Origin of the sequence: Thalassobacillus devorans (assembly GCF_900176565.1) — a bacterium.
Classification (GTDB): domain Bacteria; phylum Bacillota; class Bacilli; order Bacillales; family Halobacillaceae; genus Thalassobacillus; species Thalassobacillus devorans_A.
The window spans coordinates 393,387-408,353 of record NZ_FXEH01000004.1 but is presented as its reverse complement, the minus strand read 5'-3'; the positions used below and the strand labels follow the sequence as shown (position 1 = coordinate 408,353).

The following is a 14,967-nucleotide window of genomic DNA, read 5'->3' as shown; positions in this document are numbered from 1 at the left end:
AAGGCATTTTCTATAAGGAATTAGTTTATAAATCTTAAGAAACAGGAAAAGCTAATAAAATAGAACTAGTTAATTTTCTATATAGGATTGGAGTGAAAGCGCATGGTATCCACAACATTTAAATGGGTTACCGGTATACTGGAAGGACTACTTGCCATCCCAATTGCAGGCGGGTTGTTCATTATCGGATCAGGATGGCAGCCATTGATGTTTATGTTTGTCCTACACTTGATCACCTTGATTTTTTCTGTAAAAGACAGCCGATTCAGCGCCGGCAGTGTGCTCGGGCTGATTGCTAGTGTTGTAGGTGTTATACCAGGTGTCGGGTGGTTTATGCATATGATTACAGCAATTGTTCTGGTTATTGACGCTGCTATATCATCTAAAGCAATGAACCGTGCAAAATAATTATTGAAGGCAGGGCCGTTCCGGCATAGTGGAACGGCCCTGCCTTATGAAAAGGTTTATTGGACAATTCACCTGTATACTAGACAGTTCACCAACCTTATGCGACATTTCAAAGACTAAACTAGACAACTTTAAAATATTATAAGACAAAATCGTTATTAAACTAGACGCAATCGACATTTAACTAGAAAAAGAATACTGTTATGGGACATTATTTCTGCGCTTTATATGTTTTCAATTTCATATAATCACCGGGTGGCAGTTTTCTATGATAATTGACGAGCTTCATGCTAAGATAAAGATAAAGATTTCGGAGGTGGAAAAATGAAGATTCTAGTAATCGGAGCCGGTGCCTTGGGGGCCTATTTTGGCGGTCGCTGGCACGAATCCGGACATGAAGTTACATTCTTAGTACGTGAACGGCGGGCAAAACAGCTGAAGCAACATGGAATTGAGATACATAGTCCGCATGGGAATTATAAAATAGAAGAACCTTCTATTATCCGAAACGCAAATGAAGCGGAAGATATCGACCTTGTCTTTCTATCAGTGAAAGGTTACCATCTTCCTGGTACAATTGATTCGTTGAAAACGCTCGTTGATAAAGGGGCAAAGGTACTCCCGGTTTTAAATGGAGTGGAACATATTTCTGTCTTGCAAAAAGAATTAGGCGAGGAATCTGTAATCGGTGGTCTTTCCTTCATCATAGCTACGCTAGATGAAAATGGACATGTCATCCACTCTTCTCAGATACATGACTTGATCTTCGGTGCACTCCATCAATCCCAGCAAGAAGTAGTAGATGAACTGGGTATTGCCTGCGAACAATCAAAATTCGACGGAAAGCTAAGTGATCGTATTTTAAAAGAAATTTGGAAAAAATACATGTTCATCACAGCATTTTCCGGCATTACGACTGCAGTCAACCAGCCAATTGGCGAGATTCGCAAACATCCGGAAACCTTCCATATCGCCCGTAAAATTCTTGAAGATATGCAGCAACTGGCCAATAGCCATGGGTTAGAACTTACCGATGAACATGTAGACAAAGCTTTCGAAAGTATGGAGAACTTAGGTGAAGAAGCTACTTCTTCCATGCATCAGGACCGTCGAAAGGGACTGACTTTAGAAGTCGAGCATCTGCATGGCGGTGCTTTGCGTCTTGGGGAAACGGTCGGTTTGAAACTGCCTTATACCGAAGCCATATACGGCATCATCAAACCATTTGAAAATGCTTGAATGTAAAAGGAAGCCCGGTAGTTTCGGGCTTCCTTTCCTGTTTATATGCTTATCCATTTTTCATAGCAGTTATAACGCTGACAGTCTTTCGGCCTGTGGGTAAACTCCACATATCCTCGTAGTTGAAAATCGCTATGCAGATATAATCGGTTGGAAACAGGATTGCCATCAAAGGTATCAAGTCGAACGCTTGTATATCCATACTGCCTTGCGTAGTCCTCACACCACTCTATCATTTTGCGGACATACCCTTTTCCCTGATGCGTCGGGGAAATGCACAAGCCATGAAGTACAAGTGGTTTCCCAATGACATCACGCCACTCTACCGTTTCCCATTCTGGTGTTTCTGCTTCATTCAGTATGACTGCACCAATGATATTACCGCCTTTTGACATACGTATAAGTCATTCTGATCAATCGCTTCCTGAACAAATTCCCGGCCAGGATAATTTTCATCCCATTGCAGGATCGATTGAGCTGTCAAAACTTCGCCACAAGCCTGATACAGATTAAAAATCTCTTCCCCCTGATGCTTTTCCGCCAATTTGATGTCCGTCATGTCTCTTCCCCTTTTTCATTGGTTAATTATGATAAACTGATACAGAGTATGATTTTACCAGTAAATCTATGTTTCTATAATTTTAGCATAATTCTGATGAATAAAAGTTAAAAATTCGAGGACGGACAACCATGGGCTTTTTCACGGATCGAACCAAAAAACAAACAACATATGAAATTTTCATGCTGCTTCTGGCTACGCTTTCCGTAGCTACGATTTGGAAAAAGACAGGCTATGACAGCTACATCGTCTGGACGACATGGGCCATCTTTTTCCTGGACTTTCTATACCGCTTATTTAAAAGCAAGAGTAAATGGGGATTCATCAAAGAACATCCCTTCATTGTCATAGCAGCGATACCATTGGATGCCGTGTTTCAATTTGCCCGGTTTGCAAGAATCCTCCACTTATTGAGACTCAAGTCGATTACCAAGTTTTATACCAAGCCAATTATTCGATACTTAAAAGGCCAGCACTTGTCGCTAGTTGCTGGATTAACTGCGATTGCCATTTTCCTTGCCATTATCCCGCTATATCAATTCGAATCAGGAATAGAAAGCTATTGGGAGGCAATGCTCGGTGCCCTTACAGCCATCACCTTTTTTGGCAGGACAGCCTTTGAGCCATCCACTGGAATCGGCCAAACGATTGTAGTAATTCTCACGATTTTCGGCGTAATCTTACATGGGCTTATCATCAGTACCGCTTTTGATATGCTTTATCATTCTAAATGGGTGCAATCTTTTGTAAAGAAATTGAAAAATAGATAACGTTTAGGATTTTAAAGAAAGAGGTATATCTCTCATATAACGCTGAAAGAATGAGGTGAAAAGGATGGCTGAAAACCAAAAGAAAAAAGACCGCCAGCAAAAGGGTATGGCCAGAAGGAATCAGCCTGAACAAATCAAGTCAGATAACGAAAGCTTGTTGGACAAGCACGAAGAAGAACAGCTGACTGATCCCATTCCTATGGATGATTTGAATAAAGAAATGAAGGAAGAAAAGAAAAAAGATAAAACAAAGAAAGATTCTGGTTCAGAAGAAAAATATCGTCAGGACTATTAGAAAAACCTGGCTTATCGCCTAACTCTAATGGCGAAAGTCTTAGATTTTCTTATAGTTTAATCCTTTAACAAAGGTAAATTTTCTTAAAGTATTAGAAGAACCTGGAGGGCCGGCCGCCAGGTTCTATATTACTCTTTGCCGTCATTAGTTTGGGAGTTTGATTCAAAAACATTTTGTTGACAGGATGCTTACTTTCCTGTAGTATTGTCTTTTGTAGCTATATAGCGAATGGAACGTTGAAATGTAAAGAAACGTTAAGAGTGTAGTATGATCGAACTCTTGACGGACAAAACTGGCATTCTGTGCTAAGTTTTTGAAAGACTTATTCACACTGGATCGGCTTCGGAGCCGTAAGGATGCAAGAGAGGTAGGGCTTGCGTCGTCTAAGTTAGAAAACTACCAAACGGAATTTGAACCGCGGCATAATAAATAGACACACATTAGAAAAACTTGGCTTGTCGCCAAGTACTTATGGCGAAAGCCTTAGTATTTTCTTATACTTTAATCCTTCAAAGTTAAACTTTCTTAAAGTATAAAACAACGTGTGCAACATAATAAAGCATTTCCAAACGTTTAAAACTACAAAGCGGGTCTGACTAATGTCGGACCCGCTTTTCCAATGGAATTATACCTTTATATCTATGTTCGTCTCATTTAATTCCTGGAAAAGTACCGAGTCCTCAATATACCCCACTCGAGTGCGAGGCTGAAGTTTTTCAAGCAGATTAATTTGTTCTTTGATGTAATCAAATGGACCAATACCTCGAAATTCTTTATTTATGTATATTTCACAGCGGTTATCACTAAGCAAAACCAGCTTAACAAGCCTGCCATTGATCAGACTTACATAGGTTCTATCCAACAAACGAATCATGTTTCTACCTCCTTAAACTCAACTACCTTCTTCTACAAGTTCAGCCTGGACGATTAACCGATGTGTCGGATCTTTAATCGGATGACAGGTGATCAGTGTCACCATCGACTTATCTGTTGGCTGTTCTAAAACTGACAGATCTGTAGGTATAACAAGAAATGTCTCTTTCACACGATATGTAAAGGTTTCGTCTTGTGTGGATACCTTCACTTCCTGCCCTTCCTTTACTTCATCCAGCCGATTGAACAACCTGCCATAACTGTAGCCGCGATGCCCCGCTAGTGCTGAATTGCCGATTTCTCCTACTTGAGCTGTTTCAGACATGTGACCGACCGCATATTCCAGATTATCCATTCCGGCGCCTTCTAATAGTGGGAGTTTCAAATCAATGGTAGGAATTTCAATGCTTCCGATTATAGGAACTGCTGAGACTTTCTGAGATTCTTTATGTTTTTGTTGCGAATTTTCTTGTTCTCCAGCTTCTAATATTTGATTTACGTTTTGATAACTTTCGATCATTTCATTGTCATCGATTTCTGGCTGTGTCTTCTCCAGTGCCTCCAACATTTTATCTTGCTGGTTAGAGGTATAATAATTTTCTATCGTTGGGTAAAGCAAAAAGCCAACACCTATCAGTACGACTATTACAGCTACACCTCTCATCAGCCTTTGGCCCTCCCTCTATATAAAAAGAGCAGTGGAGTTTATTATGCTTGTTCCCCACTACTCTCTTCTTCTTTTCAACTGTCCAGAAGCATATAGAGCAAATCCAAAAGCAATGAGTAACCCGCCAATCAAATAGTATATAGTTGGCATTGATTCACCCGTTTGCGGTAAACCTCCAGAAAATGCAGGTATGGCAGTGCCTGTTTGTGGCGTGCCTGAACCGCCTCCATTAGTTGGAGTCCCTAGTGTGGATGGACTTTCTTGGTTATCCTTATCTCCTGGGCTCTCTGGATTTTCTTCGTCTGGTTTATCCGTTATTTTCCCGTCAGCGTAAAATTTAAAAGAGACCTTAGCGTTTAAACCCTGGTACTCATTTCCAAGCTCGTAAGGCATTTCAACTCTAAGTTCCAAAGTTTCAAAAGTGCCATGTAATAGTGGACGAGGTTCAAGTTCCTTAAAATCTTTCAGCATTCCATCAAATAAAATATTTTCTTTATCTTTTACTGTGAGTAATAGAGCGTCATAAAACATTTTGGATCCTTTCGAAAACTCGCTTGTAAAAAGATATCTAAAATCCTGTAATCCGTTATTTTTAATTGTAATTTCCCTGGTAATTGTGTCTCCAGGTTTTATATTATCCGTATTGAATAAAACATTTTTAGGACTAGTTGAAATATCAATTTCTTTTTTGCCATTCGTTTCTGCCAGAGGATGGTTTGGAATGACCAAAATCAGCACAAGAGCTACAATGGAAATGGTATATATTTTAAATAATTTCATATACAGTTCCCCCTTTATAAATTGCAGCTCTTGTATTAATGTTACTTATGATGATTTTTGGACAGTTGCTTCTTCCTCCTCTTTACGAGTATTTGTATCGATAGAGGATAATGTCTGCCATATGGTAAAGCAAGCGTAACCAAGAAGCAGAACACCAGGCACGAACAACAGTAACGCGCTGCCAGTTTTGGATTTAGCATAATCAACAAAATATCCTAGATAAGGAACGGTAAAACCAGTGTATTGAGCGACAACATTTTCAGATTGGACCGGATTCAAATCCTCAGCATCATTGTTATCACCTTTTGTTCTGAAGAGGGTTTGCCCTTCACTTTCCACAACTTCTGTAATCCTATGGGTGACAAGGTAGTCTTCCTCTTTATAAGTGATAACGTCTCCTTTTTTGAGTTTCTCTGTATTTTCTATTGGTTCAACAGCTATAATTGAACCTGTCTTGATTCCTGGTTCCATCGATCCTGATAAGACTGTCTTTAATTGATAACCGAACATACTCGGGCCATCCGGCGAAGCCTTTGACGTGATGACCATGAATACCATGAACAATAGCAATACTGCTAACACTGTGGTAATTAGATAGTTCAACACTTTCTTAACGATTTTCATCTTGTTAGTCACTCCTTATTTTCTTTCTGTTCTTCTGAGGGTTTTTCTTCCGTTGTTTCTTTATTTGACTTTTCACTTATCGTTTTTTCTTCTTTAACCCCTTTTTTGTTAGCATCTTCTTGTTTAGGTCTCTCCGTATCTTCCGCTATTTCATCCTCTTTTTCATTAGAGGAAGCCGCTTTATCCTCTGACTTTTGAGCGGAATCATTAGACTTTACTGGTGGTTTATCTTGTTTGTTCTTTGATTCCTCATTTGAAGTTTCGTCCTGAGCTGAGTCATCTTCTGTTTGCTCTTGACTCTCTTCTTCATCAGTCTGTTCTTCCGCTTTATCTTTCTCAACATTTTGATCAAGAGATTCCGTTTCCTCTTCACTATCTTCTCTCTCTGCATCGTTATTAGCTTTCTCTTCTTCCTCATCACATTCAACAGTAATCGTATCGCTCCATAAGTCATGTCTTTCATCTTCTTTGTTACCATGCCCAGGTCGTTGGAAAGCCCTGAACTTATAGTTGCCAGGCTCCTTAGCTATGTAGCTTATCTCTCCAACTCCATCTTTCTTTATAATTTCAATCGTGCCATCAGCAATCTTTTCTCCTTTTTTCATTGGGTTGCCAGATTCCGAATAATAAACTTCAAACTCTGATGTGCCTTCCATATCACTTCCAGAATTCTTGATAGCCGCCATGATCTTAAGCGGCTTACACCCTTGTTCCATTAATTCCTTTACTTCTCCACCTTTTTCTTTTACAAATTTCAGTGAGCTTTTGTCCCAAAGAGATTTTTCCTCCCAATGGCCGGCCTGGATCGTGGTTTTCGCTACAGATTTAGAATTGAAAAATGCCCCAGTATCAGACGTTGCATAGGATAAGATTAGTGTAGAAACATAAAAAATGCTAAAAAGCTTTACCATAATTGACCGATGCTTCTTCCTAAAGTCACTTAACCGTGAAATACGTATCTCAACCACGTCCTTTCAGCCATAAATTATGTATTGTTTTTCAATTCCTTTCATTTCATTTCAAGCTAAAACCTCGAAGTGAAAGGGAAAGAATTGATAAATGAAGGAACTGAGAAGCAGGAAGTTACTGCTTCTCAGTGTATTTATTATTTTGCTTCCCCTGCTCCTTGCATACCATTAAATTGCCAGTTTAGTTCTAAAGAGTCACCTTGGAATATGTTTTGATCTTTACCGTTATCTACAAATTCAAATTGCACATAAAAAGTATCAGTGGTACCAGCAGCAAGATTACCACCTTTCTCAGCAAAGAATTGACTCCAGAAATTCCCTTCAATAACATCAGGGTCCATGTCTTTTAATTCTGATAGTGTGGTACTAAAGACAGGCGCATCCAATTTATCAGCATTTATTAGGAAATTAACTCGAATGTGGTCACCAAAATCATTTCCTTTGTTACTATCGTCTGAATTTACAGTATAATCAGTGAGTAAATCGATACTTGCAATATCTAAACTTCCATCATTTTCAAGTTTGAATTCTCTAAGCATTGTGTCTCCAGGTTTAATTTTATCTACATTTATTACCTCTTCTGGGTTAGTGCTAAGTTGCAACGTTCCTGCAGCAAATGATCCTGAAGCTTCAGCAGTGTCACTAAAGTAAGCGTATGTACCTCCGCCCATTAATGCTAAACCCATCGCCGCAGACATAACACCCATGCCCAATTTCTTCTTAATACTCATACAAAATTCCTCCTCTTGATTTTGTTTTTTGTTCTCTTTTGAGAACCACAAACTGAGTATATGCCAAAAACCCTAGATGTAAAACCTTCAAAAATGGCTGATTATTCCATATAAAGAACTAAAGGCGTTCTTTTTCTTTGATTATCTGCTATTTTCTTAGTATTTTATTTCTTATAAAGAACATTTTGTGTTATATAAAGAACATAAATAAAGAATAAGCCCCTTAAAATGCTTACGCATCCTAAGGGGCTTGTTCAAGTAAACCATCATCTATTTATCATGGATTTGTTTGACTCTGCCAACCTGGCCATCCTGAAGACGGACTTTTATTCCATGAGGATGCTGGGCAGATTTTGTTAGAATTTCCTTCACTACTCCACGGGTAGTTTTACCAGTCCGCTGATCCTGCTTTAAAACGATATCTACTTCGGCTCCCTGTTGAATATCTTTACGGTATTGCCCGCTTTTACTCATTTCATTTCACATGCCTTCCCTTGCAAATTTACTTCTTCTATTCTGACGGTTATTAACCAGAACTGCAAGCTATACAAAAATGCCAGGGGGCCATAAATTCTATTAATCGGGCTATTGCACCAGTCAGCGTCTTTTTGTCATAAAATACAGGAACCAGACGGCGTGATTCTGCTCATCGGCCGATGCCCGACGGAATGTCTGTTGGATAAAAGGATCGGTAGATTGCTCGGCAATGTCCTGATAAAAATCAGCCGTATCCTGTTCATCTTTGAAAGCTGCTTCTATTCCCCTCCGATAATTAGTCGGGCAATCCTCAATCTGCTGTGGGCTCGGCTGTCTTCCCGTTAAACTTCTGTATATACGACTAAATTGCCGCAGGTGTTTTTCTTCATCCCTTCGGATTTCCCTGATTTGTCGTTTTTCTTCGTTTGTCGGTGCCTGCTCAATCAATTTAGCATAACACTGGACCGCCGTGTACTCTCCGTTGATAGCCTGGGCAATATTGCTGATCAGCTGCTGCTGATTTTGCCGCTCCATCGGCTGGTAATACGGATAATAATAAGAATAATACATGATACCCTCTCCTTTTTAATACATGAAATCATGGTATCCCTTACCTTTTTCCATTAACATCCAGATTAATAACTAAGTTTCATCGGTGAGGTAATTCAGTTCAATTTGTCTTAGCTGGCCAATCAATTGCTCTGTAGAACGTTCTGCTTCTTCCAAATCCAACCGGCATTTGGAAACAAATTTTGATAGAGAATAAAGGTGTGCCTAAATGCCAGCCGGGCATCTTGATGATTCAGGTTCTCTGACACATCCTACACACTCCTTTTAATGGTGCTGATGTTTTTACAGGTGTTCTCGCTCATATTGATAGTAGGTCGAACAGATACCTTCTGAGGAAACCATACAGGGACCCAAGGGACTTTCCGGTGTACAGGCAATGTCGAACAGCTTACAGTTAAATGGTACTTCTTTCGCTTTTACTATATCTCCGCATCGACAGTCTTTCACATTCCTCGACATTGGTTTATCGGTCACAATATTCTTTCGTACATCATATTTTTTAAATTCCGCCTGAATGGTCAGTCCACTGTCTGGCAGCTTACCGAAACCTCTCCATGATGGTGAATGTACCTCGAAAACTTCTTCTACAAGCTTCTTCGCTTGTCCATTGCCGAATTCCCTAACATGTCGAGGGTAATTATTTTGAATAACATGTGAGGATCTATCCATTTCTTTCAGTAATAAAACAACCGATGACAGCAGATCTATTGGCTCGAATCCACTGATAACGGTAGGTACACGAAACCTTTCTAACCCCTGCCAGCCATGGCGTCCAATTATTACCGAAACATGCCCCGGCAGCAATAAGCCATCCAGTTTATGTTCCTTATCCATTAGCAAAGAAGCGACGGCTGGAAGTGTCAGCTTGTTTGCGGGGTAAACAAAATAATTTTTAGTTCCTTGTTCTTTCGCTTTTTTTATCGTCTGTGCAATACTCGGAGCTGTGGTTTCAAATCCGATACCTAAAAAGACAACCCGTTTGTCTGGATTCTCTTCAGCTATTTCAAGCGATTGTGATGGTGATTGGACAATTCTTATGTCTGAACCTTCTAACTTTCGCTGATAAAGGTTGGAATGAGTGCCAGGCACCTTCAACATATTTGCAAAGGTCGTGACGATGACATTTTCACATGTTGCATAAGCAATCATCTGATCAATATCACATTGATCGGTCACAGAAGCCGGACATCCCAGACCGCTAACCAGGTTGATATATGGAGCAAGCAGATTCCTTACCCCAGATTTAGAAAAAGCTGCCGTATGGGTTCCGCATACTTCCATTAAATTAATTTTCCTGCCTAATGCTTCCCTTTTTTCTTTTAAAAGAGGCTCAGTTTTTCTGAAAAGTCGCTTGAACACGGGACCATTTCGATAGGACATCAGGTTCATCCTTACAGCTCCTCTCCATAAATCAAATAAGTAAACCACCTGTTCTTAATCTATTAACTCGATTGCTTCCAATTCATGTAAGCCTATGACGACACCTTTGATCCTGCTTCCTGATTAACTGATCAAATCCATTCATTTCACTTTTTACTCGAGGAACATGAGAAGTCGTATTCTCGTGGAGAGTATCACGTCCAGTCGAAGTCTTTTACCTGCGTTTGAGCAACCCAGCTTTCCTTTAACCACTTCGTCCATCTCTTGAACCCTTCCCCTGACTGGGCTGATAGTTCAAAAACCGGAGCATCTGGATTGATTTGCTTGACGTTCTCTCTGAATTCTTTCAGATCAAACCCTGTATAAGGAAATATATCCATTTTAGTAAGAAGAATGACATCAGCATGCTCAAAGGGCGTCGGGTGTTTGATTACTTTCTCGGCGCTCTCCACAGTGCTTATAACTGCTGCATTGACATGTTCACCTAAATCAAAAGGCTCTGGATCATTAAGGGTGCCGACATTCTCAATTACCAACATATCTATTTCTCTCAATGTAAAATGAGGCAGAACTTCGGCTATCATTTTAGCGTCCAGCTGGCATGCCCCTTGCGTGTTGATTTGCACAGATTGTACATTTTGTATAGAAATACGCTCTGTACTAGCAGCTTTAACTGCTTCAATCACCCCGAAAGTCATAACATCTTTTAACTGCTCGATTGTTCTTTTCAGAATAGTTGTCTTTCCAGAATAAGCATCACTGAGTAAATTAATCACAAATACATTTTCATCATAAAAAACTGTGCGGTTTTGCGCCGCAAATTTCTTATTTGCAAGCAGGACGTCTCGTTTCATGGTCAATTTATTTCCTCTCTTTCCATGTGATTTCGAAGTATTCTCCATCTTCAGCCATAGTAGATTCTATGTGAATCTATCGATTATTATCACTCGTCCGCCTTTTGGCTGATTTTCTCCTTTCGACTGAAAATTCAGTGTACAGAAAATGTAAGCAGGGTAAACAAATGCTAGACTGTTAGATAAGGAAAGGGGAATGGAAAATGACATTTAAAGCATTTCGCGTGAATCAGGATGGAGAGGAATTTTCAAGAGGGATAGAAGAAGTTGAGATAGACGATTTGACGGAGGGCGATGTTGTAATCAAGGTGCACTATTCCAGTGTCAACTACAAAGATGCGATGGCAAGCGTGAAAAACAGTAAGATTGCACAGAAATATCCGTTGACACCAGGAATTGACCTGGCAGGAGAAGTAGTAGAATCCAATTCCGAACAATTTCGTGAAGGAGACAAGATAGTTGCTACCAGCTACGACATCGGGGTCTCCAAGGATGGTGGCTATAGTGAATATGCACGGATTCCTTCTGATTGGATCGTCGAACTGCCAGAAGGAATGACATTGGAAGAATCGATGATATTTGGAACAGCCGGCTTTACTGCTGCCTTATCGATACATCGTCTGGAAGAAGCGGGTATTAGACCGGAAGACGGGCAAATTCTTGTTACCGGAGCAACTGGCGGGGTTGGCAGCATGGCGATCGCAATGCTTGCCAAACTTGGCTATAGCGTTGTGGCAAGTACCGGAAAAGAGAGTGAACATGACTACTTAAAAGAGCTGGGGGCAAGAGAGGTCATTTCCCGTGAGGATGTCTATGATGGCGGTAAAATTAAACCATTGGACAAGCAGAAATGGGCCGGGTCCGTCGACCCAACGGGTGGAAACAACCTGGCAGCCATTTTAGGTAAACTTCAATATAGCGGGGCAGTTGCTGTAAGCGGTCTGACAGCAGGGACAGATGTGCCGGCTACCGTGTTCCCGTTCATTTTGCGAGGTATCAGCCTGCTCGGTGTTGATTCTGTCCACTGCCCGATGACCATTCGCAGACAGATTTGGAATCGGATGGCGACAGACCTTAAGCCAGAAGAACATTTTGAGAAAATGAAAAATGAAGTGACACTGGAAGAATTGCCGGAGACTTTAAATACATTGTTAGAGGGTAAAGCACGCGGCAGAAATATCGTTAAGCTGTAACATAAAAAAGGAGCATCTGAGAATCACTCAGTTGCTCCTTTTTTAAAATTATTCTTCGCCGTGATAATAGCTTCCAGTCAATGTATCCCAGAAAGAAGTATCAGCATTATCGATTGAACCATCTGCGATTGCCTTCAATGTAGCTTTCATCGTTACTACTCCTTGTTGGATCAACTTTCCATTACTCTTTTGACCAAGCACATAGTCTTCACGGTAATGGTCAGCCATTCCCCTCATTTCAAATAGTAAAGTAGAAATACCGTACTCATTAGCTAATCCATTACGGCTGATTGTATTAGCGTTGCCGCCCGGATATTTAGACAATGTCCCGTACCCTTTAGATTCTACAGCATCATAGACTATTACACCTAGCTGCTTGGATTTTTCTAGCACCTCAGAGTCGACGTCCTCATTGGTCGGATGAAGGATAGATCCAGATACAAGCGGTCCGTCTTCTCCTTTCGTCACCTGTGTACCTTGGTGATGGAAGTCAATCATATAGTCTGGCATATACTTTGCAAGTACATTCTCATGCAGGGCTTTTGTTTCCGGCTGCTCACGGTCAACGTGATCCCGGTTAAGATCTACTCCATTTGCGTTATAACGCGTATGTGTCCCTGAGACATAGTCGTCCAGTGAGAAGTTTACATCGCCTTCTGCTCCATCGACATTGAGACGAGGAGCAATCAATACATTTACATTATCTAAGATTTGTTGAACTTCATTGCTGTCTGTGCTTAAGTATTGAACCATTTTCAAAGCAGCTTCCGTTGTCAATGTTTCGTTTCCATGCTGCTGTGTCAAAAATAAGATTGTCGGATTATCTTCATTTTCCCCAAACTTAGCAAGGTATAAATCACGATCTTTTACAGACTGTCCATATACTTCTAACGTCAAGTTTTCGGACTTTTGATCGACCCTTTCAAGGAGTTTGACCATTTCACTATACGAATGCAAACGCTCGTTCTTGATCGTTTCATTACCATTGTAATTCGGGCCGTTCGCACTTACAGAGTCTACTGTACCAAAAGCAAGACCTGAACTTAACAACACACCGGATAAAGCGATATTCAATGCTTTTCTTTTCATAAACATGCATCCTTTCGTCATTTTATTCGGGTTCTCTTTGAGCTTTCTAGACAGTTTTAGAGGAATCCTGTCAAAATAACGCAACTCAGGAAAAACGCCCTAACAAAAGGATACATACGTCCTATGCTTAATCTTCAGCTATTCCAAAAGTTTCATTCGCTTGTTCAAACCTTATCGCGAGATACAAAAAAACAGACCTTTTTTGGAGGTCTGTTTCGTTACTTGTTGCTGTTTTCATAATTGTGTTCTTTTTGAACATCTCCATTTTTCTTATGAATGACCGCTTTAGTGCCTTTATTTTCTGCAATTTCTTTTGCCCGTTGGATTGCTTCATCTTTATTGTCAAAAACCTGGTCGGGCTTTTTGGCTCCTTTAGCCTGGACTGCCCAGCCGTCATCATGGGCCACAACATGTTCTCCACGGTCCAGTAATTCCGGTCGGTTGTCATATTGTTTATCTTCTTCATCCCGCTCCTTCAATTCCTTATCATCGACATCTTTCATTTCATTTATTTCTTTTTGTGATGCATTGTCGTACCATTCTTTCGCCTGACTTGTCGCGATTGGGATTGCACGGTTTTCATCATAGCCTTCATCTAACATAGCATTTGCTATATCAATCGCTTTATTCCGGACGGCGCTGTTTAAATTCTTCAGAGAGCTTGGATAATCATTTTTATCCCAAGGCATTACGTCACCTCCTGAATCGTTTGTTTACTATGTTCCGCATAAATGAACATAATAAACATCTTCTGCCTGTTTTAGGCAGGTATAGGTTGCCCAGTCCATATGAATACTAGCTATGTACCACAAAAAAAGGAGTGTTTCTAATGGGAATTTTAACAGGCGATCCTAAAGAACAGCCTCTCCATTATGGGGAAGTGTTCGGAATGTGGTCCTATTTAGCCGTGGCTAAAGGAAATTACACACGTTACCAGACGTTTATGAACCATACAGGAGATAAAGAATTGATGAAGTTGCTTGAAGAGTTAATTGAGGGAATCAAGCATGAATCAGAAAGTATTGAAGAGATTCTGAAAACGAACGGGATAGCATTACCTCCTTCCGCTCCAGAAAGATCCAATGCTACGTTAGAGGATATCCCGGTTGGCGCACGTTTCAACGATCCGGAAATCAGCGCGCAGGTTTCCGCAGATTTATCACTGGGAATGGTTGCCTGCAGCCAGGTCATCGGACAGTGTACGCGTGAAGACGTTGCGATGATGTTCGGGCAGTTCCATATGAACAAAACCCAGGCTGCCGCTAAAGCGCTTCGTCTGAATAAAGAGAAGGGCTGGCTGGTAACACCTCCCCTGCATACAAAAGTACCTGAACCAGTTTAACCCCTGGACCAGACCATCAATACATGGTCTGGTTTTTTCTTTTAAAATATAGCTATGTTAAAAGTCATGTTAAAATTTTATTGGCAATGGGAAAGTTTTTATGAAAAAGTGATTGCATCATTAGCAAAATTCCTGTATGTTGGTAATT

20 protein-coding genes are annotated in these 14,967 nt (G+C 40.5%); 6 read left to right on the top strand and 14 right to left on the bottom strand.

Annotated features, from left to right (window positions below; all coding sequences use genetic code 11):
* The first annotated feature begins 102 nt into the window (after nucleotides 1–102).
* Nucleotides 103–408, top strand: a complete 306-nt coding sequence (locus B9Y67_RS03975; RefSeq protein ID WP_085505475.1) for a hypothetical protein — start codon at nucleotides 103–105, stop codon at nucleotides 406–408.
* A 324-nt stretch (nucleotides 409–732) separates the two neighbouring features.
* Nucleotides 733–1,647, top strand: coding sequence for a ketopantoate reductase family protein (locus B9Y67_RS03970; protein ID WP_085505474.1), 915 nt, complete (start codon nucleotides 733–735; stop codon nucleotides 1,645–1,647).
* Nucleotides 1,648–1,688: 41 nt separating this feature from the next.
* Here B9Y67_RS03970 and B9Y67_RS03965 read toward each other — a convergent pair whose 3' ends face one another.
* Both B9Y67_RS03965 and B9Y67_RS03960 read right to left on the bottom strand, forming a co-directional pair.
* Nucleotides 1,689–2,042, bottom strand: coding sequence for a GNAT family N-acetyltransferase (locus B9Y67_RS03965; RefSeq protein WP_085505473.1), 354 nt, complete (start codon nucleotides 2,040–2,042; stop codon nucleotides 1,689–1,691).
* Nucleotides 2,003–2,206, bottom strand: coding sequence for a hypothetical protein (locus B9Y67_RS03960; RefSeq protein ID WP_085505472.1), 204 nt, complete (start codon nucleotides 2,204–2,206; stop codon nucleotides 2,003–2,005). The genes B9Y67_RS03965 and B9Y67_RS03960 overlap by 40 nt, the downstream gene beginning before the upstream one ends.
* A gap of 131 nt (nucleotides 2,207–2,337) precedes the next feature.
* Between B9Y67_RS03960 and B9Y67_RS03955 the strand changes: the two genes are divergently transcribed.
* The gene (locus tag B9Y67_RS03955; RefSeq protein ID WP_085505471.1) at nucleotides 2,338–2,976 is read left to right on the top strand and encodes a hypothetical protein; all 639 of its coding nucleotides are present in this window, start codon (nucleotides 2,338–2,340) and stop codon (nucleotides 2,974–2,976) included.
* Nucleotides 2,977–3,040: 64 nt separating this feature from the next.
* Nucleotides 3,041–3,271 carry a hypothetical protein gene (locus B9Y67_RS03950; RefSeq protein WP_085505470.1) on the top strand — a complete coding sequence of 77 codons (231 nt, stop codon included), beginning with the start codon at nucleotides 3,041–3,043 and terminating at the stop codon, nucleotides 3,269–3,271.
* 625 nt (nucleotides 3,272–3,896) lie between these two features.
* Here B9Y67_RS03950 and B9Y67_RS03945 read toward each other — a convergent pair.
* The 10 genes from B9Y67_RS03945 to hypB form a co-directional block, all read right to left on the bottom strand.
* Nucleotides 3,897–4,145: a hypothetical protein gene (locus tag B9Y67_RS03945; RefSeq protein WP_085505469.1), complete on the bottom strand. Its 249-nt coding sequence runs from the start codon at nucleotides 4,143–4,145 to the stop codon at nucleotides 3,897–3,899.
* An 18-nt stretch (nucleotides 4,146–4,163) separates the two neighbouring features.
* Nucleotides 4,164–4,808: a class D sortase gene (locus B9Y67_RS03940; RefSeq protein WP_085505468.1), complete on the bottom strand. Its 645-nt coding sequence runs from the start codon at nucleotides 4,806–4,808 to the stop codon at nucleotides 4,164–4,166.
* A 60-nt stretch (nucleotides 4,809–4,868) separates the two neighbouring features.
* Complete coding sequence (locus tag B9Y67_RS03935; RefSeq protein WP_085505467.1) at nucleotides 4,869–5,591, bottom strand: LPXTG cell wall anchor domain-containing protein; 723 nt, start codon at nucleotides 5,589–5,591, stop codon at nucleotides 4,869–4,871.
* A gap of 45 nt (nucleotides 5,592–5,636) precedes the next feature.
* The gene (gene sipW / locus B9Y67_RS03930) at nucleotides 5,637–6,215 is read right to left on the bottom strand and encodes a signal peptidase I SipW (RefSeq protein WP_085505466.1); all 579 of its coding nucleotides are present in this window, start codon (nucleotides 6,213–6,215) and stop codon (nucleotides 5,637–5,639) included.
* Nucleotides 6,216–6,223: 8 nt separating this feature from the next.
* The gene (tapA, locus tag B9Y67_RS03925) at nucleotides 6,224–7,183 is read right to left on the bottom strand and encodes an amyloid fiber anchoring/assembly protein TapA (RefSeq protein ID WP_176223906.1); all 960 of its coding nucleotides are present in this window, start codon (nucleotides 7,181–7,183) and stop codon (nucleotides 6,224–6,226) included.
* A 137-nt stretch (nucleotides 7,184–7,320) separates the two neighbouring features.
* A complete protein-coding gene (locus tag B9Y67_RS03920) occupies nucleotides 7,321–7,914 on the bottom strand; it encodes a CalY family protein (protein ID WP_085505464.1) in 594 nt (197 codons plus the stop codon).
* Nucleotides 7,915–8,184: 270 nt separating this feature from the next.
* A complete protein-coding gene (locus B9Y67_RS03915; protein ID WP_085505463.1) occupies nucleotides 8,185–8,388 on the bottom strand; it encodes a YwbE family protein in 204 nt (67 codons plus the stop codon).
* 123 nt (nucleotides 8,389–8,511) lie between these two features.
* On the bottom strand, nucleotides 8,512–8,961 hold the full coding sequence (locus B9Y67_RS03910; protein ID WP_085505462.1) for a ferritin-like domain-containing protein: 450 nt from the start codon (nucleotides 8,959–8,961) through the stop codon (nucleotides 8,512–8,514).
* A gap of 282 nt (nucleotides 8,962–9,243) precedes the next feature.
* Nucleotides 9,244–10,341 carry a hydrogenase formation protein HypD gene (gene hypD, locus B9Y67_RS03905; protein WP_254901694.1) on the bottom strand — a complete coding sequence of 366 codons (1,098 nt, stop codon included), beginning with the start codon at nucleotides 10,339–10,341 and terminating at the stop codon, nucleotides 9,244–9,246.
* A gap of 194 nt (nucleotides 10,342–10,535) precedes the next feature.
* Entirely contained in the window at nucleotides 10,536–11,195 is a 660-nt protein-coding gene (gene hypB / locus B9Y67_RS03900; RefSeq protein ID WP_254901702.1) for a hydrogenase nickel incorporation protein HypB, read from the bottom strand.
* Nucleotides 11,196–11,398: 203 nt separating this feature from the next.
* Between hypB and B9Y67_RS03895 the strand changes: the two genes are divergently transcribed.
* Nucleotides 11,399–12,388: an acrylyl-CoA reductase family protein gene (locus B9Y67_RS03895; protein ID WP_085505459.1), complete on the top strand. Its 990-nt coding sequence runs from the start codon at nucleotides 11,399–11,401 to the stop codon at nucleotides 12,386–12,388.
* Between the two features lie 48 nt (nucleotides 12,389–12,436).
* Here the strand turns inward: B9Y67_RS03895 and B9Y67_RS03890 are convergent, their stop codons facing one another.
* The gene (locus B9Y67_RS03890; RefSeq protein ID WP_085505458.1) at nucleotides 12,437–13,477 is read right to left on the bottom strand and encodes a M14 family metallopeptidase; all 1,041 of its coding nucleotides are present in this window, start codon (nucleotides 13,475–13,477) and stop codon (nucleotides 12,437–12,439) included.
* A 218-nt stretch (nucleotides 13,478–13,695) separates the two neighbouring features.
* Nucleotides 13,696–14,166 carry a DUF2188 domain-containing protein gene (locus B9Y67_RS03885; protein ID WP_085505457.1) on the bottom strand — a complete coding sequence of 157 codons (471 nt, stop codon included), beginning with the start codon at nucleotides 14,164–14,166 and terminating at the stop codon, nucleotides 13,696–13,698.
* 140 nt (nucleotides 14,167–14,306) lie between these two features.
* Between B9Y67_RS03885 and B9Y67_RS03880 the strand changes: the two genes are divergently transcribed.
* Entirely contained in the window at nucleotides 14,307–14,819 is a 513-nt protein-coding gene (locus tag B9Y67_RS03880) for a DUF3231 family protein (protein ID WP_085505456.1), read from the top strand.
* Nucleotides 14,820–14,967: the final 148 nt, after the last annotated feature.